Annotated in this window: 25 protein-coding genes; 3 read left to right on the top strand and 22 right to left on the bottom strand. The window is 37.2% G+C overall.

From position 1 onward, the window contains the following. Positions 1-6: 6 nt before the first annotated feature. From IGL80_RS06750 to tyrS, 4 genes are read right to left on the bottom strand one after another with little or no spacing between them, the layout of a single operon-like run. Positions 7-474 carry a DUF1801 domain-containing protein gene (locus IGL80_RS06750; RefSeq protein WP_002360163.1) on the bottom strand — a complete coding sequence of 156 codons (468 nt, stop codon included), beginning with the start codon at positions 472-474 and terminating at the stop codon, positions 7-9. Then, positions 474-1,136 (bottom strand): YdeI/OmpD-associated family protein, encoded by a 663-nt coding sequence (locus IGL80_RS06745; protein WP_002360162.1) that lies wholly within the window; start codon positions 1,134-1,136, stop codon positions 474-476. The genes IGL80_RS06750 and IGL80_RS06745 overlap by 1 nt, the downstream gene beginning before the upstream one ends. Continuing rightward, positions 1,133-1,312: a hypothetical protein gene (locus IGL80_RS06740; protein ID WP_002365741.1), complete on the bottom strand. Its 180-nt coding sequence runs from the start codon at positions 1,310-1,312 to the stop codon at positions 1,133-1,135. The genes IGL80_RS06745 and IGL80_RS06740 overlap by 4 nt, the downstream gene beginning before the upstream one ends. A gap of 4 nt (positions 1,313-1,316) precedes the next feature. Beyond that, positions 1,317-2,579, bottom strand: a complete 1,263-nt coding sequence (gene tyrS / locus IGL80_RS06735; protein ID WP_002357324.1) for a tyrosine--tRNA ligase — start codon at positions 2,577-2,579, stop codon at positions 1,317-1,319. 184 nt (positions 2,580-2,763) lie between these two features. On the opposite strand from tyrS, the gene IGL80_RS06730 reads away from it, so the two are divergent. Beyond that, on the top strand, positions 2,764-5,178 hold the full coding sequence (locus IGL80_RS06730) for a transglycosylase domain-containing protein (protein ID WP_002404287.1): 2,415 nt from the start codon (positions 2,764-2,766) through the stop codon (positions 5,176-5,178). Positions 5,179-5,282: 104 nt separating this feature from the next. Here IGL80_RS06730 and ccpA read toward each other — a convergent pair whose 3' ends face one another. Then, entirely contained in the window at positions 5,283-6,284 is a 1,002-nt protein-coding gene (gene ccpA / locus IGL80_RS06725) for a catabolite control protein A (RefSeq protein ID WP_002357319.1), read from the bottom strand. Between the two features lie 214 nt (positions 6,285-6,498). Here ccpA and IGL80_RS06720 point away from each other — a divergent pair, with 214 nt between their 5' ends. Next, positions 6,499-7,602, top strand: coding sequence for an aminopeptidase P family protein (locus IGL80_RS06720; protein ID WP_033599615.1), 1,104 nt, complete (start codon positions 6,499-6,501; stop codon positions 7,600-7,602). 120 nt (positions 7,603-7,722) lie between these two features. Here IGL80_RS06720 and IGL80_RS06715 read toward each other — a convergent pair whose 3' ends face one another. From IGL80_RS06715 to hprK, 6 genes are all read right to left on the bottom strand, one after another. Next, positions 7,723-8,310, bottom strand: coding sequence for a YtxH domain-containing protein (locus tag IGL80_RS06715; protein ID WP_002381831.1), 588 nt, complete (start codon positions 8,308-8,310; stop codon positions 7,723-7,725). Positions 8,311-8,325: 15 nt separating this feature from the next. Further along, complete coding sequence (locus IGL80_RS06710) at positions 8,326-8,757, bottom strand: DUF948 domain-containing protein (protein WP_002357316.1); 432 nt, start codon at positions 8,755-8,757, stop codon at positions 8,326-8,328. 177 nt (positions 8,758-8,934) lie between these two features. After that, the gene (galU, locus tag IGL80_RS06705) at positions 8,935-9,831 is read right to left on the bottom strand and encodes a UTP--glucose-1-phosphate uridylyltransferase GalU (RefSeq protein WP_002360159.1); all 897 of its coding nucleotides are present in this window, start codon (positions 9,829-9,831) and stop codon (positions 8,935-8,937) included. A gap of 11 nt (positions 9,832-9,842) precedes the next feature. After that, on the bottom strand, positions 9,843-10,865 hold the full coding sequence (locus IGL80_RS06700) for an NAD(P)H-dependent glycerol-3-phosphate dehydrogenase (protein ID WP_002360158.1): 1,023 nt from the start codon (positions 10,863-10,865) through the stop codon (positions 9,843-9,845). Between the two features lie 68 nt (positions 10,866-10,933). Beyond that, on the bottom strand, positions 10,934-11,767 hold the full coding sequence (gene lgt / locus IGL80_RS06695) for a prolipoprotein diacylglyceryl transferase (RefSeq protein ID WP_002381830.1): 834 nt from the start codon (positions 11,765-11,767) through the stop codon (positions 10,934-10,936). Positions 11,768-11,784: 17 nt separating this feature from the next. After that, positions 11,785-12,720, bottom strand: coding sequence for an HPr(Ser) kinase/phosphatase (gene hprK, locus IGL80_RS06690; protein ID WP_002357309.1), 936 nt, complete (start codon positions 12,718-12,720; stop codon positions 11,785-11,787). A gap of 209 nt (positions 12,721-12,929) precedes the next feature. Here hprK and IGL80_RS06685 point away from each other — a divergent pair, with 209 nt between their 5' ends. Beyond that, a complete protein-coding gene (locus tag IGL80_RS06685) occupies positions 12,930-13,892 on the top strand; it encodes a GIY-YIG nuclease family protein (RefSeq protein WP_002360156.1) in 963 nt (320 codons plus the stop codon). Positions 13,893-13,927: 35 nt separating this feature from the next. Here IGL80_RS06685 and IGL80_RS06680 read toward each other — a convergent pair whose 3' ends face one another. The 11 genes from IGL80_RS06680 to ftsE all read right to left on the bottom strand — a co-directional run bounded on the left by IGL80_RS06680 (position 13,928) and on the right by ftsE (position 23,299). Continuing rightward, the gene (locus tag IGL80_RS06680; RefSeq protein ID WP_002357307.1) at positions 13,928-14,284 is read right to left on the bottom strand and encodes a phage holin family protein; all 357 of its coding nucleotides are present in this window, start codon (positions 14,282-14,284) and stop codon (positions 13,928-13,930) included. Beyond that, entirely contained in the window at positions 14,284-14,607 is a 324-nt protein-coding gene (locus tag IGL80_RS06675; protein WP_002357306.1) for a PspC domain-containing protein, read from the bottom strand. Before IGL80_RS06675 ends, IGL80_RS06680 begins: the two co-directional genes overlap by 1 nt. Before the next feature lie 74 nt (positions 14,608-14,681). Beyond that, positions 14,682-16,283, bottom strand: coding sequence for a daptomycin-sensing surface protein LiaX (gene liaX / locus IGL80_RS06670; protein WP_002360155.1), 1,602 nt, complete (start codon positions 16,281-16,283; stop codon positions 14,682-14,684). Positions 16,284-16,491: 208 nt separating this feature from the next. After that, positions 16,492-17,169, bottom strand: coding sequence for a phosphate signaling complex protein PhoU (gene phoU, locus IGL80_RS06665; protein ID WP_002357304.1), 678 nt, complete (start codon positions 17,167-17,169; stop codon positions 16,492-16,494). 14 nt (positions 17,170-17,183) lie between these two features. Further along, the gene (gene pstB, locus IGL80_RS06660) at positions 17,184-17,942 is read right to left on the bottom strand and encodes a phosphate ABC transporter ATP-binding protein PstB (protein ID WP_002357303.1); all 759 of its coding nucleotides are present in this window, start codon (positions 17,940-17,942) and stop codon (positions 17,184-17,186) included. Positions 17,943-17,952: 10 nt separating this feature from the next. Then, positions 17,953-18,762: a phosphate ABC transporter ATP-binding protein PstB gene (gene pstB, locus IGL80_RS06655; RefSeq protein ID WP_002357302.1), complete on the bottom strand. Its 810-nt coding sequence runs from the start codon at positions 18,760-18,762 to the stop codon at positions 17,953-17,955. 16 nt (positions 18,763-18,778) lie between these two features. Then, positions 18,779-19,663: a phosphate ABC transporter permease PstA gene (pstA, locus tag IGL80_RS06650; protein ID WP_002357300.1), complete on the bottom strand. Its 885-nt coding sequence runs from the start codon at positions 19,661-19,663 to the stop codon at positions 18,779-18,781. Beyond that, positions 19,663-20,583, bottom strand: a complete 921-nt coding sequence (gene pstC, locus IGL80_RS06645) for a phosphate ABC transporter permease subunit PstC (protein WP_002357299.1) — start codon at positions 20,581-20,583, stop codon at positions 19,663-19,665. Before pstC ends, pstA begins: the two co-directional genes overlap by 1 nt. 122 nt (positions 20,584-20,705) lie before the next feature. Continuing rightward, entirely contained in the window at positions 20,706-21,560 is an 855-nt protein-coding gene (locus IGL80_RS06640; RefSeq protein WP_002357298.1) for a phosphate ABC transporter substrate-binding protein PstS, read from the bottom strand. A 175-nt stretch (positions 21,561-21,735) separates the two neighbouring features. Next, on the bottom strand, positions 21,736-22,620 hold the full coding sequence (ftsX, locus tag IGL80_RS06635; RefSeq protein ID WP_002360154.1) for a permease-like cell division protein FtsX: 885 nt from the start codon (positions 22,618-22,620) through the stop codon (positions 21,736-21,738). Further along, positions 22,613-23,299 carry a cell division ATP-binding protein FtsE gene (gene ftsE, locus IGL80_RS06630; protein WP_002361935.1) on the bottom strand — a complete coding sequence of 229 codons (687 nt, stop codon included), beginning with the start codon at positions 23,297-23,299 and terminating at the stop codon, positions 22,613-22,615. The genes ftsX and ftsE overlap by 8 nt, the downstream gene beginning before the upstream one ends. Positions 23,300-23,332 lie beyond the last annotated feature (33 nt).

The following is a 23,332-nucleotide window of genomic DNA, read 5'->3' as shown; positions in this document are numbered from 1 at the left end:
TTCCTCCTAATAATTCTTCTTTTTCTTTTGGTAGTGTTGATACTGTTGCAGCCATTCTTCTAGCGTGATTTTTGTTACTAATTCGCCAATTAGTTCATAAGGTATTCGCTTAGGATTAGTGAAGCGAAGACAACTTTTCCCCATGTTTAGCTTTGTTGACACTTGTTCCTGATAGGCTTCTTGAAACCAACTTCGGACGGCTTCATTTCCCATTAATCCCATGTGATATAAAGCTACTTGCCTTTTAGTAGCGCCTAAGCTGATAAATGGTAACGGTTCATCACCACGGTTAAGATAGCCTTCTGGAAATACTGAAAGCGGCACAACAAAGGTTGGCATGCCATATTGCATTGTTAATTCAAATCCTGCTGGCAAATTTTGCGAAACGGCGTCTAATACTTGCTGATAAGCAATTCGCCATTTTGGTTCGACTGTTTCGATGTATGCTGTAACTGTTTCAATTGACTGCGCCATTATTTCTTCCTTTGCTGATAAAGAGCTTTGGTTTTATAGCCTTCTTTTAAAATGGCTAACATTTCAGTTTGCCGCTTTTTCCGTGTCTCCGCTCGCTTCGCACTAAATACATACCGCGCCCACTCTTTTTGATAACCAGGCGTTAATGCAGCGAATGTCGCTACAGCAGCTGGTTCTGTTTGTACCAACGCTTCAATTTCCGGTAAATATTGAACATAATCCCCAACAGCAGAACTGGTCTGATTCTTCGCTGGCTTTTTAAGAACATTCTTCATGCCGACAACCGTAAAAGTCTCATCTAAACTAACCATGCGATTAAATTTTAAGGTTGAGCCTTTAATATACCCATCTGCCTCGTTTACTTGTAATGTTGGAAAAATTTCATCTCGGTGGACAAAAGTTGGATACATTTTATTGCCTTTTTTCGGATAAGCCACATATAACAACCCATTTTCTACTAAATGTTGACCTTCAATCACCATTGAAACAATCTCTTGAAATTCCGCCATCGTTTTCACAAATGCAAAAATCAGCTCAACTGGTTCTGAGGGTAATTGCTGCGCGGCTGAAGCAAATTCAGATAGATACTCTCCCTGTGGTCTATTTAAAATAACTAGTTGCTGATACTTCGTTAAGTTTAACTTTTCGACAATTGATTTCATAACCTACTCCTTATAGCGACTGCACTTTTTATTCTAGCATAGCACAAGTTATCTGTAATTGAATATGCCCAATAGTAAAAAAGAGTTTTTTGTAACAGAATTAATCCCAATTTATCTTTTTTAAAAGCGAAAGCTTGGAACCTGTTGTCTAAACGACCTTCGTCCCAAGCTTTCATTTTTTTAGTATTTTAACAAGAAATATTTTTTCTTACCGCGACGAATCACAGTAAATTGTCCTTCGATTTTATCAGTTTCTGTCAATTCAGCTGCTAAATCTTGTCTACGTTCTCCATTGACGTAAATCGCTCCATTTTGAACATCTTCACGGGCTTGACGTTTGGATGGTTCTATTTTTGAGGTAACTAATAAGTCAACTAAACTTAATTGATCCTCTGGTTGCACCTCATACGTTGGTACATCTTTAAAGCCTTGTTTAATTTCTTCTGCTGTTAAGCTTTGGATATCTCCGCTGAATAAAGCTTCTGAAATTTTAACCGCTTGATGATAGGCTGCTTCACCGTGGACTAAAGTAGTCACTTCTTTGGCTAACGCTTTTTGCGCAGCACGTTGACCTGGGTTCGCTGTAAATTCTTCTTCAATTGTTGCAATTTCATCCAATGTTAAGAAAGTAAAGTATTTCAAGAATTTCACGACATCACGATCATCTGTGTTAATCCAGAATTGATAAAATTCATATGGCGAAGTTTTTTCCGCATCTAGCCAAACTGCGTTTCCTTCTGTTTTACCAAATTTGGTACCATCTGCTTTTGTAATTAAAGGCATGGTTAAGCCGAATCCTTGAACTTCTTGTTCTCGGCGTAATAATTCAATCCCTGAAGTAATGTTCCCCCATTGATCACTGCCGCCTAATTGCAATAAACAGCCTTCTGTTTCGTACAATTTCAAGAAATCATACGCTTGTAATAATTGATACGCAAATTCAGTATAAGAAATTCCTGTTTCGATTCGGCGTTTCACGCTTTCTTTACTCATCATATAGTTAATTGTAAAGTTTTTTCCAACATCACGTAAGAAATCAATTAACGAAAGCTCTCCAAGCCAATCATAGTTATTTGCTAGAATCGCTGGATTTTTTTCATCTTCAAAATCGATAAAACGTGACAACTGGCCCTTAATACTTTCAGACCAAGCTTTCACTGTATCAAGTGTGTTTAAACTACGCTCTGCATCTTTGAATGATGGATCACCAATCATGCCTGTTCCGCCACCAACTAAAGCAATGGGCACATGACCATTTTGTTGGAAACGACGTAACATAAGAATTGGCAGTAGATGCCCGATGTGTAAACTGTCTGCCGTTGGATCAAAGCCGATATATAATTTAACAGATTCTTCATTTAATTGTTTTTGTAAGGCTTCTTCATCTGTGACTTGGTAGACCAACCCACGGGCTTTTAATTCTTCAAAAAAAGCTGAATTCATGATTTTCCTCCTATAGTAAAACATAATAATAGATCAAATTCCCCTATTCATAGTAACCGATTCTGTCACACTTGAAAAGTCAAAAAATGAGATTTCCCTATTTTCTCTTAAGTTTTTTCAACAAAAAATGGCAATTGGTGTAGAAACTATTCATAGAAGCTTTTTTTTGCTATAATAACACAGAATGTATCATTTTATTGAGGTGAAGCTTTTGAAAAATAATTCAAGTAACAATAAGCAAAAACCAACGACCTCTTCTGGCGGCAATGTCTTTTTACTTATTTTAAATGTCATTATTCGCGTTTTTCAGTCATTAGTGGTTTTTGGGGTTATTCTGATTGTCTTAGGTGGCTCTCTTGGCTTAGGTATTGGAATGGGCTATTTTGCTTTTCTAGTTGAAGATACACAGCCCCCAACGAAGGAAGAATTGCAAAAAGAAATCAGTGATATTACCGAAGTGTCAAAAATGACTTACGCAGATGGTACTCCGATTGCTAACATCAAATCAGATTTAATTCGGACACGAATTAATGGCGATCAAATGTCTCCATTGCTAAAAAAAGCCATTATTTCAACAGAAGATGAATATTTTGAAGAACATCATGGGGTGGTACCAAAAGCGCTAGTTCGAGCGTTGATTTCTGATGCGACAGGTATCGGCGGTTCTTCTGGTGGTTCAACATTGACTCAGCAATTGGTCAAGCAACAGATTTTAAGTGACGAAACGACTTTTAAACGGAAAGCCAACGAAATTTTATTAGCTTTACGTATTGAAAAATACTTTTCTAAGGACGAAATCGTGACAACTTATCTAAATGTCTCCCCTTTTGGTCGTAATAACAAAGGTGAAAATATTGCAGGCGTGGAAGAAGCAGCCAAAGGACTCTTTGGTAAAAGTGCCAAGGACTTGAATCTTCCTCAAGCGGCCTTTATCGCAGGTCTTCCCCAAAGTCCTATTGTTTACACGCCCTATACTAACACTGGTGCCTTGAAAGACGATTTGTCTTTAGGAATGAAGAGAAAAGATTTTGTTCTTTTCAGTATGTACCGAGAAAAAGCTATTTCGCAAAAGGAATATGAAGAAGCCAAAGCTTACGACTTGAAAAAAGACTTTTTACCAACTGAACAGGCCAATGTCAATACAGAAGGCTATCTATACTACACGGTGTTAGATAAAGCAGTTGAGATTGTCATGGATTTAGATATGAAAAAAGCTAAAGTTAATCGTGATGATTTAGATCAAGTTGGTTTAGATCAATATGAAGAACAAGCACGTCGCGAAATCCAGTCGCAAGGCTATACAATCCAATCGACCATTGATCAGAATATTTACAACACGATGCAAACCGCTGTCGCAAATTATGGTTATTTGCTTGATGATGGCACTGCAGATGTCAATGGGAATACAATGATTGAAACTGGCAATATTTTAATGGATAACGCTACTGGTCGTATCCTTGGTTTTATCGGCGGTAGAAACTTCGATATTAATCAAAACAACCATGCCTTTAATGCCGATCGTCAAGTTGGTTCTACGATTAAACCAATTTCTGTCTATGGCCCTGCGATTGATCAAGGACTCATTGGTTCTGAAAGTCGTCTGGCCAACTACCCAACGACTTATGCTGATGGTACAGAATTTGTTAATTCCACAAATGTGGATTTAAATCAATTCGTGACTGTTCGGAATGCCTTGAATTGGTCTTTCAATATCCCTGTCGTTCATGTTAATAATGAGCTAAGGAAAAAAATGGGTGATGATAATTTCTCTTACAATCACTACTTAAGTAAAATGAACTATCCAGCTTCAGATGCTTGGGCTTACGAATCTGCGCCATTGGGTTCAGTAGAAACAAATGTTGTAACACAAACAAACGGCTTCCAAGCGCTTGCTAACAAAGGTAAATATCAAAAAGCCTACATGATTGAAAAAATCACAGACAATAGCGGACATGTGGTCTACGAACACAAAGATGAAGGAACGCAAGTTTATTCACCGGCGACCGCTTCTATTATGAATGACTTGTTGCGCTCAGTGGTGGATTCTGCGAATACGACAAAATTCAAACCAACATTAGCTGGCTTGAATCCTCATTTAGCCAGTGCTGATTGGGTCGGAAAAACTGGGACAACTAATGACTATAAAGATTCATGGCTAATTGTCTCTACCCCGACTGTGACACTAAGTTCTTGGTCAGGACATGATCTACCAGCGCCAATGACGACGACCAGCGGCGACAATAACGGGAATTATATGGCGAACTTAGCTAACGCGCTGTACTATGCGAATCCAGAATTGTTTGGCATTGGTCAAAAATTTGAATTAGACCCAAGTGTCATTAAATCAAAAGTTTCTGAATTTACTGGTGAAAAACCTGGCTCAATTACCTATAATGGTGCCAAGTTCAATACACCTGGCAAAACAACGACTTCATACTATGCCAAAGATGGTGCACCACAAAGTACCTATAAATTTGGGATCGGTGGAACAGACAGCAATTACGCTTCTTACTGGGGAAATCTTGCTCCACGAGCCACTACAAATAATAACAACAACAATAACAATAAAAACAACGATAATAAAAAGAATAATAATTAACTCGCTAAAATGAGCCAGAAAACGTATTTTTCTGGCTCATTTTTAAGTATCAAAAAAAGGCTAAACTAAGAGTTACCGCTCTTTGTTTAGCCGTTTAATTCAATTTATTTTGTTGAACCTTTTTGATCAATTCCATAAGGTAAAACAACTGTTTTTTCTTCAATTTCTTCTTTGTTCATTAGTTTTGTTAATAAGCGCATTGACACGGCACCGATATCATATAAAGGTTGTGTAATACTTGATAGACGTGGACGAGAGACTTCTGTAAGCAATGAGTTATTGCTTGTAATGATTTCAAATTCTTCTGGAACTTTCACACCAGCATCTAGCATCCCATCTAATAAACCAATCGCTAGCTCATCATCTGTAACAAAGGCAGCAGTTGCCCCACTATTACGGACACGCTCAGCCAAATTAATCCCTGCTTTAAATTTATATTCAGATTCAAAAACTAAGCCTTCATTATAAGACAAGCCATTTTCCGCTAAAGCTTCTTTGTAGCCTTTCATTCGGTTTTGACCATTAATTGGATCGATTAATGCACCACTAACAAAAGCAATTTTTTTGTTCCCATTTTTCGCTAAAGTCGCTGTTGCATCTTTCGTTGCTTCTGTGTAATCAATATTAACGCTACCAACTTGTTCGTCTGGATCAATGGAACCTGCTAAGACAACAGGTGTTTTTGAACGTGAAAATTCACCACGAATATCATCTGTAATGCGATGACCCATAAAGATAATCCCATCTACTTGCTTGGCAAGTAAATTGTTTAATACAGTAACTTCTTTTTGATCGTCTCCATCTGAATTAGCTAAAATGATATTGTATTTATACATTGTAGCCACGTCGTCAATGCCACGTGCTAATGAAGCAAAAAATGCATTACTAACATCTGGAATAATGACACCCACTGTTGTCGTTTTTTTACTTGCTAAACCACGTGCGACTGCGTTAGGACGGTAATCTAAGCGATCAATCACTTCTAAGACTTTTTTACGCGTTGCTGGTTTTACATTGGGATTACCATTGACAACACGAGAAACAGTAGCCATAGATACATTTGCCTCTCTAGCAACATCATAAATTGTAATTGTTTGTTTTTCCATGTTTCTTCTCCTATAAATATGAATTTGTTCTCATTTTCTGAAAACACTGTTTACATTTCTTTCCTAGCCTAGAATATCAAAATTCTTCTATTTTTGCAACCGTTTTATCGTTTTTTCATGAAAATTTACTTTCCATTTCAAAAGGAACTTTTTGTCATTTCATGTTATGATAGTACTGTGATTCACTTCAGAATAAAAGAAAGAAGGATGTTTTATGAATCAAGAAAAAATTGCCGATTTAAAAAATTGGATGCACCAAGAAAAGATTGACTTCACTTATATTAGTGATCCTGGTCATATCGCTTACTTTTCCGGTTACGAAAGCGAACCTCATGAGCGCGTGTTAGCTTTGTTTATCGCTGCGGACGATCAATCATTTTTATTTACACCTGCATTGGAAGTCGAAGATGCCGAAAAGAGTAGTTGGACTTATCCCGTTTATGGTTATTTAGATAGCGAAAATCCTTGGGAAAAAATTGCGGCTTTATTAAATAAACGAACACAAGGCACACCACGCTTTGCTTTAGAAAAACAAGCTCTTTCTTTAGCTCGTTTCGATCAATTGAAAACCTATTTCCCAACTAGCGATTTTTCGCATGATGTTACGCCTTTAATTGAAAAACTTCAATTAATTAAAACAGAACCTGAAATTCAACGTTTACTAGAAGCTGGTAGTTGGGCGGATGTCGCTTTTGAGATTGGCTTCAAAGCAATTCAAGCAGGCGTTGCGGAACAAGAAATTGTTGCAGAAATCGAGTATCAATTAAAACGTCAAGGTATTCGCTCGATGAGTTTTGATACGTTAGTCTTAACAGGAAAAAACGGAGCTAGTCCTCACGGGGTACCTGGCGAAACAAAAATTGAGCCCCATGACTTAGTGTTATTTGATTTAGGTGTCGTTCATAATGGCTATTGTAGTGATGCCACACGAACAGTCAGCTACTTGGAACCTTCTGATTTTCAAAAAGAAATTTATGGAATTGTTTTAGAAGCACAATTAGCAGCAACTGAAGCGGTGAAACCTGGTGTTACAGCAGGCGAATTAGATGATATTGCTCGAGGTGTAATCACAAAAGCTGGTTATGGTGAATACTTTAACCATCGCTTAGGCCATGGCATTGGAACCACTGTCCATGAATACCCATCGCTGGTTCATGGCAATGATTTAGTCATTGAAGAAGGTATGTGTTTCTCTATTGAGCCCGGTATTTACATTCCTGGAAAAGTAGGCGTTCGTATTGAAGATTGTTTACACGTAACCAAAACAGGCTCCGAACCATTCACTAAGACAACCAAAGAATTGCAAATTATTGAATAGCATAAAAATAAAATGAGGCCATCAGTCAACCGGACTGATGGCCTCATTTCTAAATTTTAAGGTAAGCCGCTGAACAAAAGCAACACGATCCGTTGCTAACTTTCATAAGCTAAACGCTTGTTACCCTTTAAATTCTTTTTTTACGTCTTTCGCTGCATCTTTAACATCTTCTTTTGCTTCTGCAGCTTTTTCAGGAACATCTTTGGTGGTTTCTTTTGCTTCATCGACACCAGCAGAAACAGTTTCTTTGGCCGCTGCCGCAGAATCTTTAACGTCAATATAGATATCTTCTGCTGCATCTTCGGCAATTTCACCTAAATCTTCTGCGTGATCTTGAGCATCGTCAGCTGCTTTTTTAAATTGATCAGATAAATCACCTGTTTGTTTTTTAAAGTTATCAAGCATGTCGCCAGAAACACCTTGTGCTTTATCCAATGAATCTTTTGTTTTTTCTTTGACAGAACCTGCCAAATCAGAGGCTTGATCTGATAAAACGCCGGCTTTTTGTTTTGCGATTTCTGTTAATTCTGTTCCTTTTTGAACAGCATAATCTGTGTAATCTTGCGCTTTGTTTTTTAAATCATCTGTTTGATTTGATAAATCATCACGTAATTCTTTACCTGATTTTGGTGCAAGTAATAATGCGGCAACGGCTGCTGCTGTTCCACCAATTACTGCTCCTAAGAAAAATCCGCCTTTTTTAGCCATAAAAATCTCCTCCAATTAGTTATTTGTTTTTTTATTTTTTGAACGCATTGCTCTAAAAGCAGAACCGCCTACTTTACTCACTAAACCAGCTTTCGCTGTGCCTTTCCCTACGGTTCCTACCTTTGTAATCAAATGTTTACTTGAGGTGTTCAATTCAGAGACACTTTCGCTTAAATCAGCAACGGCCGTAAACAACGGATCAATCGTTGCCACTTTTTGATTCACATCTGTCAATAGTTCATTACTTTTAACAAGCAAGCCTTCCACTTGGCGACTCAATACATTCACATCGCTAGTCACGACTTTGATTGTTGTATTTGTTTCATCAATTGTATCTTCAATTTTTGAAACAACTTGAGAGACTTTATATAACACAAGTACTAAAAAGATGACTAAAACAACAAATGCTACCGCTGCAATTAAGGCAGCAATTTCCCCACCTGACATATCATTACTCCCCTCTGAAATTTTATTTATAATCTTAGGATAACACCAACTTATATTTTTCACAACTCATAAAGCTAAGAATGACAATTTATTTTATAAAATTCTCATGCCCTTTTCTTTAAGAAAAAAAGCGTAAAATTTCCTTCTAACGAATTGAAATTTTACGCTTATTTTTATTTATTTTTCTTTTGGTTGCTCTTTTTTCGCTAATTGAGCACCTAAATTAATAATGTATTCTCGTAAATTATCTTTTACTTCTGGATGAGTCAAACCATATTCAATGCTTGTTTTCATAAACCCAAATTTATCGCCAACGTCGTAACGTTCTCCTTTAAACTCACGAGCAAAAACGCGTTGTGTTTTATTTAAAGTGTCAATCGCATCTGTTAACTGAATTTCGTTACCAGCGCCTGGTTTTTGATTTTCAAGTACATCAAAAATTTCAGGGGTTAATAAATAACGGCCGATAATCGCTAAATCACTTGGTGCTTCCTCGGGTTTTGGTTTTTCAACAAAGTTCTCGACATTGTATAGTCCTTTTTCGATTTCTTTTTCTGGGTTGATAATACCATATTTTGAAGTATCTTCATGGGGTACTTTCATTACCGCAATTGTCGAAGCATGTGTTTCTTCGTAATCATCCATTAATTGTTTCGTTAATGGCACTTTATCTTCCATTAAATCGTCGCCTAACATCACGACAAAAGGTTCATTGCCAACAAATGCTTTCGCTTGTAAAACAGCGTGTCCTAAGCCTTTCGGATGGGATTGACGAATAAAATGTAAATTAACATCCGTTGTTTCTTCGACTAATTTCAATAAATCGGTTTTATTTTTTTCTTTTAAATTATTTTCTAGTTCAACATTTGAATCAAAATGATCTTCAATCGGACGTTTGGCTTTGCCTGTCACAATTAAAATATCTTCGATTCCTGAAGCTAGTGCTTCTTCTACGATAAATTGAATCGTTGGTTTATCAACAATCGGTAACATTTCTTTTGCCATCGCTTTGGTAGCCGGCAAGAAACGTGTTCCTAACCCAGCTGCTGGAATAACTGCCTTTTTAACTTTCATCTTTTTTCCTCCTAAAAATCAAGTGTAAATTCGTTTTCGGTTTTGCCATCGCGCAACATGATTTCTTTTGCTGCTTGTTGTACATCTTCGTCATTGTACAAGACATTGTAGATTGTTTCTGTGATTGGCATTTCAACTTCTAGTTGTTGTGCCAATTCATAGGCTGCTTTAGTTGTTGAAACACCTTCCACAATCATACCCATGTTTTCTAAGACTTCATCTAACTTATGGCCTTTTCCTAATAAATTACCCGCACGCCAATTTCGAGAATGGACACTTGTACAAGTAACAATTAAATCCCCAACACCACTTAAACCAATAAATGTTAATGGGTTTGCTCCCATCGCAACCCCTAAACGACTAATTTCTGCTAAACCACGAGTCATAATTGCCGCTTTGGCATCATCACCAAAGCCTAAGCCATGAATCGCTCCGGCGCCCAAAGCAATAATATTTTTTAAGGCCGCCCCTGTTTCTACACCAATCACATCATCATTCGTATAAATTCTAAAGTAATCATTCATAAACAACTCTTGCACATACACAGCGTCTGCTAAATTTTCGCTTGCTGCTGTAATGGTTGTAATGTCATGAACAGCGACTTCTTCTGCATGGCTTGGACCAGATAAAACCACAATCCCTTGCCGTTTTTCTGCTGGAATCTCTTCCGCTATCACTTCTGAAATCCGCTTATGTGTACCTTGTTCGAGCCCTTTACTTGCATGAATAATAATTGGTTTTGTTTTTAAATGTTGGGCCACTTCTTGTGCTACTGAACGAATGGCTTTAGTTGGTACCACAAACAGTACCGCATCAACATCTACTAAAGCAGTGGCTAAATCAGTGGTTGCCTGAATTGAAGTAGGTAAGATTAATTCTGGTAAATAATGTTTGTTGGTGTGTTTTGTATTTATTTCATCGATTTGCTCTGGTTTATTTCCCCAAATACAGACCTCGTGTCCATTTTCGGCTAATACTTGAGCTAAAGCTGTCCCCCAGGAACCTGGACCTAAAACAGCGACTTTTTGTTTCATCGGTGAAACTCTCCTTTCGCTAAACAACGTTACTTCTTTAGTTTACCATATTCTTCAATCAAGTTGGATTAAGAAGTTGTTATTTTTTTCTTTTGTTTCTCCCGATTGTAAAATTTCAAATTGGGATTTCTTCTGCGAACGATCACAATAACAATTGCTGCCACGAACATCACTAAAGACAACAATTGTGAGACACGAATGTTACTAAACGCATACAAACTGTCCATCCGTAAGCCTTCGATGAAGAAACGGCCGAAAGAATACCATATTATATAACCTAAAAAGACTTCGCCTTCTTTTAAAAAGTGTGGCTTTTTGCGTAATAACACTAAAACGATAAAGCCTAAAACATTCCAGACAGATTCATATAAAAATGTTGGTTGATGATACGTTCCGTTGATATTCATGTTATCAATGATAAACGTTGGTAAATGGAGATTTTCTAAAAATTGTCTGGTGGTCGCTGGCCCATAGGCTTCATGATTCATAAAGTTGCCCCAGCGACCAATTGCTTGCGCTAAAATCACACTTGGTGCGGCAATATCTAAAAAAGTCCATGTAGAAATGAAACGATGACGCGTAAAGAAAAACAGCGCCAGTCCCCCACCAATAAGACCACCATAAATCGCTAAGCCACCATTTCGAGTAAAGAAAATTTCAATCGGATTGTCTACATAATCTTGCCATTGAAAAGCGACGTAATACAAGCGCGCGCCAACAATTGCTGCAGGTAATCCCCAGAGCATAAAGTCAAAGACATCATCTTCTTTTAAACCAACACGAACGGCTTCACGACTACTTAGCCAAACAGCTAAAGCAATCCCTGAAACAATAATAATTGCATACCAATAGACGGGAATACCGAAAAGGCGAAATGCAATTGAATTTACTTGAGCTAACATCATCACATCTTCTCCTTCTATTCTCCTGAATTTTCTTCAATCAAACGGGTTAAGCGCTCTTCGAACGTTTTTGTTGCATCATAGCCCATTGTTTTCGCGCGGAAGTTCATTGCTGCTACTTCAATGATAATGGCCACATTTCGGCCGGTCTTAACAGGAATACGAATCTGAGGGACATCAACGTTAGCTATTTCAACCATTGCATCATCACTACCAAGACGATCATATTTCTTGTCTTTTTCCCATGCCTCTAAATAAACGACCAATTGAACTTGCATAAAGCCACGGACCGCACTAGCTCCAAACAGGTTCATGACGTCAATAATTCCGATACCACGAATTTCAATTAAATGCTGCAAAATTTTTGGTGGTTCTCCAACCACGGTTAATTCATCTTGCTGATAAACATCGACGCGATCGTCTGCGATTAGCCGATGTCCACGTTTAATAAGCTCTAAAGCTGTTTCACTTTTACCAATACCGCTATCTCCTTGAATCAAAACACCAAGTCCATAAACATCAACTAAAACTCCGTGGACACTTGTCCGAACAGCTAAACGGCCATCTAAATAACTGGATAGTTCCCCTAGTAAACGGGAAGTTGAAATCGGTGAACGTAATACAGAAACGCCATTTTCTTTTGCTGCTGTAATTAATTCTTCGGGGATTTCTAGTCCTCTGGATACTATAAAGGCTGGAGTATCTTTCGCACATAAACGGCGCATCACTAATAAACGCTCTTCAGGCATCATTCGTTCCGCAAAGGTAATTTCTTTGCTCCCAAATAATTGTAAACGGTCATGGGAATAATAATTAAAATACCCAGTTAATTCTAAACCTGGCCGGGAAATTTCACCAGTTTTAATTGTTCTATTTAAGCTTTCTTCATCTCCGTATACTACTTCTAAAGAAAGATTTTCTACCAGTTGATAAATCTTTACCACTTCTGTCATATCGAATGTCAGTCCTTTCTGCTACTTGTTATATTTTATCATTTAAAAATACAAGTTTCTAGCTATTCACTAGATAATTCCTAGAATTATCATATTTCAAAAAAATGAAACTATTTTTCAGTGAAATTACCTATGCTATTTCTGTTACTTGACTATTTCAGAAAACTTTGTATACTTGAAGCCGATCCTTTTAAGAAAAGAGGAAACTTATGAAAGAATATTTAAAGGAAAAAGCCCATCAACTACCGTTAACACCGGGTGTTTATTTAATGAAAGACGCAACCGACACAATTATTTATGTGGGCAAAGCCAAAAAATTGAAAAATCGCGTGTCGAGCTATTTTATTAATAGTAATCAACATTCTCGAAAGACGATGCGCTTAGTCAAACAAATTATAGACTTCGATGTTCTCCATACTGACACAGAATTGGATGCGCTCCTCCTAGAATGTCAACTGATTCAACAGTATCGACCGCGTTACAATCGCCAAATGAATGCTTATGAACAATATTCTTATGTATCGGTAGCCGTTAATGAGCGGCAATTAGAGATTAAACTCTTAAATATTCCCACTAAAAAGAACTGTTTTGGTCCTTATTCGATTCGTCGAAAATTAAACCGTTTAAAAATAATTTTGGATAGTATCTACGATCTCGTCCCAACCAACTATTGGCATCAAACCTTTCAAAAAGAGAGTGCCATTCCGACCGAACTATTTCAACAAGAATTGTTCGACTTTTTCCATAATCAAGGACGAGAACCAATCAAACGAATTGCTCAACAAATGCAAGAAGCTGCTGAAAAACAAGCCTTCGAAAAAGCGGCAAAACTCAAAGAAGATTGGCTCTTTCTGACGCGCTTTGCAAACCAAAATCAACGAATTAGTCAAGCTAACCAACGAGATTGGCAACTGATGTGGTTACCTTTTCAGAAAAAAATCAAATACTATTTAATTTACCAAGGCTTGGTGGTAGCAACACGTGTTGTAACTAAACAAACGTTTCAAAAATATTCATCGCTTGAACTAGCAAAAAAAATCATGCCCAAAAAACCACCGAAAACAATTGAGCATTACTCGAAGCAACAAGTTGATTTTTTAAACATTTTATATGGCTATATCAGCCGCCATCCAGAATGTCACCTAGAAAATTTAACCATCGAAAAAGCCTGAAGAACGCATTTTATGCTACGTTCTTCAGGCTTTTTTTATTCATATTTAGATAAATTGTGATCCGTAACGATCGTATTGACAATTGACATAATTACAGCCATTAGCACCGCTGCCCAAAAACTTGAGAAGCCAAAGTTCATTTCCCCCACAAAAAACGAGGTCATTTGTAAAATCGCTGCATTGACAACAAAGCTAAATAGACCAAACGTTAATAAAGTAAATGGGAGCGACAAGATTGTTAAGACTGGTTTCACCAACATATTTAGGATTGAGAGAACAAAGGCGGCAATAATTGCAGGCATTATGCCTCTCACATGAATCATGCCAGGAAAAACAACTGATAAAGAAATGAATGTCAGTGTATTAACAACCAATCGCTGAAAATATGTCATTAAAAGTCACTCCATTCGTCATCATCAATTTTTTCCGCTTCTTTACGTTGCTTTTTATTGGCAGCATAAGGATTTTCATTGCGAACATTTCTATTATAAGGATTTTGATGGCCGTAGCCGCGATCGCTTCCTGTTCTTCCAGAAGGGATCAAGACTGCTAAGGCAATGTATAAGAGAATGCCTGGAAATCCTGCTGAGAAAAAGCTGAGCAAGACATAAACGACACGAATAATTGTTGGGTCAATTCCTAGCCAATCAGCAATCCCAGCTAAGCTTCCTGTTAAAACCACGTTATTCGGAGATTTTGTTAGTTTTCTTTTCATATGTTTTCACCTCGTCTACTAAATTTTACACTAGAAAGGCTGATTCGTCAGCCCATCTAGCTTAAAATTATTAATTATTTATCCGTATCTTTTAGGAAAATACTTCCCGTTGTTGTAGAAGCATTAATTTGAGCCATTGATTCTTCCAGTACACGTCTAAAATGTAATTGTTGATTGCCGCGATCTTTCTTTTCACGAACAACTTCAATATCTGTTAAACGGCTGTTAATACTACCTAAATTAGTTTTCACTTGCCCTTCAACGCCTAAGTCATTTGGCAAGGCCAACTTGATATTCCCATTTGCAGAGCTTGCTTCAACACGGCGAAGCGTTTTTTCTTTAGCTGTAATGCGGATATCTCCATTAATCAGAGAAACACTTAGACTTTCTGGTGCCGCGGAAATAGACACATCACCATTGACTGTTTCAATAATGTTATCTAAAATCGTTCCTTCTAGGACTTTAATTTCACCATTCACGCCTTCAATTTCTAACATAGTTGCATCAATTTTTTTAAACGTAATCGTCCCATTCGTTGATTTTGTGTAAACATCTTTCGCTGTTAACTCTTCTACTAAGACATTTCCGTTTAATAATTTAACAGATACATGATCGTAAGTGCGTTTTGGTAAATAGAACGTTAAATCTGCTTTCACCCGTTTGTTTGGCACTTGGAAAGAAATCGTTTCATCATCCACATCAATGTCACTTCGTTCTAAGAAAGCTTCCATTGGTGAATCTCCTGCCATTTTACCATATAATTTGATTTTTGCTTCGACTTTCACATCTTCTTGATCCCAAGTTTTGAAAACCACGGTACCATTTGCTACCTTGACATCAATTAAACTTGCTTGTGGATTTGGATAGTTAAACTCATGTTCAAACTTAGTTGTTGCCACACCAGGAACTTTCATTTTAATGTCTTTCCATTCCACATTATCATTCATGGTGTCACTGAAAGAATTAAATGTTTTTTTCAAGAATTCTCCCACTTGGCCGCCAACTTCGGCAACTTTGCCGCCGACTTGGTTAAAGGTATCTGTGGCTTGATCTTTCCACTCTTCAGAGAATTGAGAAGAAACTTTTTCTTTTGTATCATTCCATTGACCTTTCCATTGTTCTTTGCGAATGTTTTTTAGTTCTTCTTCCAGTGCTGTTTTTTCAGTACTTTGAGTCGCTAATTTTTCTTCTAATTGTGCAAGTAAAACGTGCAAGTCTTTTCGTTGAACTTGTTCATCTTCTGTCAATGCATCTAATTCTTCTTTTGTATCTAATGTTCCAATTTCTTCTGCGACTTCTTTAATTTCTTCTTTGATGCCGGCAATTTCTGCGTTGACTTCGTCCAATTCAGCCGAAGCACGATTGGCTTTTGTTGCTAACTCATCAAGAATTCTTTCTAAGTTTTCACGATCTTTTTCTGCACTGTCCTGTGTATTTTCTTCAAACGAATCAACAGTAGGTCCTTCTGATTCGCCTTTTTCTAATGCATCCATTAAATCTGCGACTTGATCTTCTTTATTTGTTGTTCCAATATTTTGTGTATCAACTTTTTCAGCAGCTTTTTCGATTTGTTTTTCATCTTTTTCAGTTGCCATATTTTCTAATAAAATTAACGCTTCTTCTGACGTTAGAATACCTTTTTTCACTAATTCTAATACGCGTTCTCTTTCTTTCATGGATATTGCCTCCTTAGCAAATTTTTCACTCAATAGTGTTTTCCTTACATGCATTATTATGCCTTGTTTTTGATCATTTGTCATAGGACTTAAGAACGATTTCTTCTCATTAGTAAGGACTAGTTTTATGAAATCAGTTCATTTTACGCTAAAAAAACTAGGAATTGGTCTAAAAAAGGCCGTCTCCTAGTTTTTTTATTTGTTTTTCTTAAAATTGTTCGTCACGATTACTATTCAATTCGGTAATTTTACCAGTTGCCAAGTAAACAATCCACTCACAAATATTTGTGACATAGTCGCCAATTCTTTCCAAGTATTGTGCCACATGTAGATAATCAGTTCCGCTAATGACCGTTTCTGGATTAGCTTTCATTGCTTCTACGGCATGTTTGTAAATACTATCGAAATATTCATTAGTACGATCATCCATTTGTGCAATCATTCGTGCATCTTTTTGATCCGTTTTAACATAGGCGATTAAAACATTATCCACCATTTTTTTCACATAATCAGACATATCTGAAATTTCTTTTTCGATTTCAGGAATACGTGTTTCTCCTTTTAAGCGAATCGTTGATTTAGCAATCGAAACGGCATGGTCCGCCATTCTTTCTAAATCCGAACTAGCTTTCATAACAGTGATAATCATACGTAAGTCTGTTGTCACTGGTTGTTGTAACGCAATCATTTCAAAACTCTTTTTCTCAAGTTTGACTTCCATATCATTGATTTCAATATCGCGATCAATCACTTCTTGAGCTAATTTTTTATCATGATTAATATATGCCTTCACGGATTTATGGACGGCACTACTAACCATCATACCCATTTCATAAAATTGATTGTGCAGATTCAATAGTTCTTCTTCAAATTGTGTCCGTAACATTCTTTTTCCCCCTTTTAACCAAATTTACCAGAAATGTAATCTTCTGTTTGTTTTTCTTTTGGATTTAAAAATACTTTTTTCGTGTCATTAAATTCAATTAAATCACCTTGTAAAAAGAAGGCCGTTTTATCAGAAATCCGTGATGCTTGTGACATATTATGTGTCACCATAATCATGGTATATTTCTCTTTTAATGTTAACAGCATGTTTTCAATTTTACCACTAGAAACTGGGTCCAAGGCGCTAGTTGGTTCATCTAATAAAATAATATCTGGTTCCACAGCTAAAACACGAGCGATACAAACCCGCTGTTGTTGTCCACCAGAAAGTGAAAGTGCACTTTTGTGAAGTTTATCTTTGACATCCTCCCAAACGGCAGCAGCTTTCAAACTGGTTTCAACTGCTTCATCTAAGACTTGCTTGTCTTTGACTCCTTTTAGGCGCAAGCCATAAATCACATTTTCATAAACTGAAAATGGAAATGGATTAGGTTGTTGGAAAACCATCCCAATTTCTTTACGTAATTCAACGTTATCTGTTTTCGGTCCATAAATATCTTTTCCTTTATAGACGACACTTCCAGTAATAGTTACGTCTGGGATTAAATCATTCATACGATTCAAGCAACGTAAATACGTTGACTTCCCGCAACCAGAAGGACCAATCATGGCAGTTAATTCTCCTTGATTAAAAGTTAAATCAATGCCTTTCAATGCTTCTTTTTTCCCGTAATATAAATGTAAATCTTTTGATGAAATAATTTCTTTGCCCATCTTGCTCCTCCTAACCAAAATGTCCTGAAACGTAGTCTTCCGTTGCTTGAATTTTTGGTCGTGTAAAGATTTTTCTTGTATGGTCGTATTCAATGACTTTACCCATATAGAAGAAAGCTGTATAGTCACTAATCCGCGCCGCTTGTTGCATGTTATGTGTCACAATGATGATCGTGTAATCATCTTTTAAATTCACTAACGTTTCTTCAACCGTTCCTGTTGAAATCGGATCTAACGCGCTTGCCGGTTCATCTAACAACAGAATATCTGGTTTCATCGCAATTGCCCGAGCGATACACAAACGTTGTTGTTGCCCACCAGACAGAGCTAAGGCGCTTTTGTTTAAGTTATCTTTCACTTGATCCCAAAGTGCGGCTTGCTTCAAACTTGTTTCAACGATTTCATCTAATTTTTTCTTATCCTTTTCACCATGCTGTTTCAATGCGAATGTGATATTTTCATAGATAGATTTACTAAATGGATTGGGCCGCTGAAAAACCATGCCAATGCGTTTTCTCATTTCGTAGACGTCAACTTCTTTCGTATTGACATCGACATCTTTATACATGATTTTTCCAGTAACACGTGAATTGGCAATGCCATCGTTCATACGATTTAGCGAACGTAAATACGTGGATTTACCGCAACCAGAAGGTCCAATTAAGGCGGTTATTTTGTTCTTTTCAAATTGCAAATCAACACCTTTGATAGCCTCATTGTCCCCGTAAAAGACATGTAAGTCTTCCGTGTGTAACGCAATCGGGTCTTTTTGGCTATCTAGTTGAAGTAAATGGGTATCATTTAAATTGTATTCTTTCATGCTAATTCCCCTAACATTAAGCTGATGTCATTCTCTTATAAAGACGGTTGCCGATAAAACGAGCGCCGAAATTGAAAAGTAAAACTACTAAAATTAACACAGCGGAGGCACCTGCTGAGACCGCAGCGCCATCTGGCATCGTTCCTTCGGTATTAATTTTCCAAATATGCACAGCCAACGTTTCCGCTTGACGGAAAATGCTAATTGGACTTGAAACGCTCAATGGATTCCAATTACTGAAATCTAAGGCAGGTGCGCTTTGTCCTGCTGTATAAATTAACGCAGCGGCTTCACCGAAAATCCGACCAGAACTCAAAATAACACCTGTCAAAATTCCTGGTAACGCTTCTGGCAAAATAACTTTTTTAACTGTTTCCCAACGTGAAAGACCTAAGGCTAACCCCGCTTCACGCTGTGTATAATGAATAGCTTTCAAAGATTCCTCAACATTTCTAGTCAATAATGGTAAGTTAAAAAATGTTAATGCTAACGCACCTGATAAGATTGAAAAGCCATATCCGATTTGTACAACGAAAATCAAGAAGCCGAACAGCCCGACAACAACGGAAGGCAATGAACTTAAAATTTCAATCGAGGTACGAATTAAATCAGTTAACCAATTCTTTTTCGCATATTCCGATAAGTAAATTCCAGCACCCAATGAAATTGGAATACTAATAATCATTGTAATCAATAGTAAATATAGTGAGTTAAACAGCTGAATACCAATCCCACCACCAACTTGATAGGCTCTGGATGGTTGTGTTAAAAATTCCCACGAAATATGTGGAATTCCTCTAGCTAAAATGTAAATCAGTAAGGCCGCCAAAATTAAAACAATGACGCCAGATACGGCATATAAGATACCTGTTGCGATTTTATCTGCTTTTTTTGCATTCATTATTTTAAGGCTCCTCTCTTACCGATAATTCGGATAACAATGTTGAATAGTAAAGACATCAACAATAGAATCAAGGCTAAAGACCAAAGAACGTTGTTTTCAACTGTTCCCATAATTGTATTCCCAATCCCCATTGTCAAAATACTTGTTAGTGTCGAAGCTGGTGTTGTCAAACTAGTTGGCATCACAGCTGCATTTCCGATTACCATTTGGATTGCTAAGGCTTCACCAAACGCACGAGCCATACCAAAGACAACCGCAGTTAAAATACCAGGCACAGCTGCCCGCAAGACAACTTTATAAATCGTTTGCCAACGCGTAGCACCAAGCGCCAACGACGCTTCACGATAATGTCTAGGCACGGCTTTTAATGCATCTACGGTCATCGTAGTGACCGTTGGTAAAATCATGACAAATAGCACAAACGTACCAGCTAAAATACCGAAGCCAGTTCCGCCAAAGATTGAACGGACAAAAGGAACAATGACAGATAAACCAATAAATCCATAAACAACAGAGGGAATCCCTACAAGTAATTCAATAACTGGTTGTAAAAATTTCGCTCCTTTTTTTGGTGAAATTTCTGTCATAAAAACAGCCGCTCCAATCGCAAATGGCGTCGCAACAATCGCTGACAAAAACGTTACAATAAAGGAACCCGCAATCATTGGTAAAGCCCCAACCATGGGTTTACCGTCTGCGCCGATATCACTTGGGTTCCAGTTTGTTCCAAATAAGAAATCAAACACGTTAATCTTATCTTTAAAGAATGTAGCAAGTCCTTTACTTGCAACAAAATAGAAAATTGAAACAACCACTGCTACAATTAAGGCAATACATAGGAAACTAATAAATTTCCCTCGTTGCTCCATCTTGGCTCTTTTCGATTTTGTTAATAATTTTTTCTGTACATCTTCCAAGAATATTTCCTCCTCAAACAATCCAACTTTTGCAGATAAAAATAGTGTACCTTTTTTACATCAATTTGTTTTTAATAACATGTAAATTTTATGTTAAGTTTGTAAATTTTGTGTTAAGAGAATTATTTAATGACATTTCCTTGCCAATCCCGTTCAATTTCCATTTTCGAAACAGGAATATACCCTAATTGACCAATTACACGTTCTTGGATATCATCTGACAACATAAAGTCTAAAAACTCTTTGGTTAAATCACTTGGATTTTTACGGGTGTACATGTGTTCATAAGACCAAATAATCCATTTATTGTTCATTACATTTTCATCTGTTGGCTGAACACCATCAATACTTAACGTAGCTACTTCATCAGTAACATATGAAAATGCGGTATAACTAATCGCTCCTGGTGTATCAGAAACAATGGAACGAACCATGCCGCTGGAATCTTGTTCTTGCGCACGAATGGCTGTTTTATCTCCCAAGACCCATTTTTCAAAAGTCGCACGCGTACCACTACCGGCCGCTCTGTTCAAAATAACAATTTTTTGGTCTTTCCCGCCAAGTTCTTTCCAGTTTGTTACTTCACCTAAAAAGATTTTCTTTAAATTTTCCATTGAGATATCTTTGACACCGACATTTTTGTTAACGATTGGTGTAATCCCAACGACAGCAACTTTATGATCAATTAGGTCTTCCGCTTTGATGCCCTTTTTCTCTTCTGCAAATAAATCAGAATTACCAATGTCTACCGCGCCAGATTGGACTTGACTCAGACCTGTTCCGCTTCCGCCACCTTGGACATTAATAAATCTTCCCGGATTTTGGCTTTGATATTCCTCACTCGCTGTCTCTACTAATGGTTGTAAAGCTGATGAGCCTACCGCTGTGATGGATTCACCACGATCAATCCATTTTGCACATCCTGTCAAAGTAAGTATACTTGCCAAACCAATAAATAATAGCAATCTTTTTTTCATCGATTCATTATTCCTCCAATTAATTTCAATCTATTCTATTTTACCATTATATGTAGGACTTGAAAATTATAAGTTATCAATTTGTTGGTACAACTGAGAAAACTCTTAAATTAAATAACAAGTATTTTAAAACTAAAACAAAAAAAGCTCTCCAAAATGGAGAGCTTTTTTTCGTTTAAATTTTCAAGAAACGACGCATTGAAATAACTGAACCTAGTGATCCAATAATCATTCCTGTTGCAATCATTAATAGATTGACTTTCCAGATAAAATCTTCTGGACGAATTAATGAATAATTCGAACGCAATAACTGCGGGTTGAACATGTTATAAACTTGATGGTAGCCTAACGTCATAATAATGACTGGCACGATTGCGCCAATCAACCCAATCCAGGCGCCTTCTAAGAAGAACGGCCAGCGAATGAAACTGTTTTTCGCTCCTACAAGACGCATAATTTGGATTTCTTTTTGACGAGATAAAATCGTAATCCGAATGGTATTGGAAATTAAGAACACTGCAACGAATAAAAGTAATGCAGCAGCTGCTAAGCCCCAAGTTCGAACGGTTTGAGCGATTTTAAAGATTTTGTCTGAGTTTACACCACCGTAATCGGCTTTAAAAACACTTGGGAATTTAGCTGCTTGTTTCGCAATATCTTTCGTGTCTTCTGGTGTTTTCGCACGAACATAATACACATCGTATAATGGGTTACTGTCGCCTTCGAAAAGATTCCAGGCATCCCCCATTTGTTCTTGGATTTTTTTCAATTGTTGATCTTTGTTTGAATAAGAAATATCTTCAACATTGTCTAATCCTTTAAGTTGTTTTTCTAATGTTTTCATTTCATTTTGTTTTGTACCAATATCGACAAAAACTGACACTGTCACGTTTTTTTCGACATCATCAGCAAGTTTCGTTGCATTAAAAATAACGCCCATAAAAATACCAACTAAAACTAATGTAATTGTAACCGCACTTGCTGAGGCAACAGTCATCCAACCGTTCCGTTTTAAACTTTTGATACTTTCAAATAAATGAGAAAAGAATGTTCTAATCATCGTAACCGTATTCTCCTTCCACTTGGTCACGGATAATGCGACCATTTTCAATGGCAATAACACGGTGACGAATCGTATTTACAATTGTACTATTATGCGTTGCCATCACGACTGTTGTTCCTTGTGCGTTAATCCGGTCCAACAATTTCATGATTTCCCATGAATTCTCTGGATCTAAGTTCCCAGTTGGTTCATCGGCAATTAAAACTTTCGGTGTATTTACGATTGCTCGTGCAATGGATACCCGTTGCTGTTCCCCACCAGAAAGTTCGCTTGGAAAAACACGTACCTTATGTTTTAGACCGACTAAATCTAAAACTTCCATCACGCGTTTTTTGATTTCGCGAGGACGTCGTCCGATAACTTGCATCGCATAGGCCACGTTCTCATACACAGTTTTCTTTGGTAATAGTTTATAGTCTTGGAAAACGATGCCGATTTCACGACGTAAATAAGGAACTTCTTTATTTTTTATTTTCATTAAATCATGACCTGCAACTGTCAAATTACCTTTTGTTGCTTTTTCTTCACGATACATTAATCTAATAAAGGTTGATTTCCCTGCACCTGAGGGACCAACCACATAGACGAACTCGCCTTGGTCAATCTCTACTGAAATATTCCGAATCGCTGTTGTACCATTCGAATATTTCTTCATTACATCTTTCATTTCAATCATGGCGTTCTCTCCATCTCTTTTTTCTTCAATCCT

The organism is Enterococcus sp. DIV2467a, assembly GCF_050532945.1.
GTDB lineage: Bacteria > Bacillota > Bacilli > Lactobacillales > Enterococcaceae > Enterococcus > Enterococcus faecalis.
Note: the sequence above shows the minus strand (reverse complement) of the source record. Positions and strands in the feature narration are given on the sequence as shown.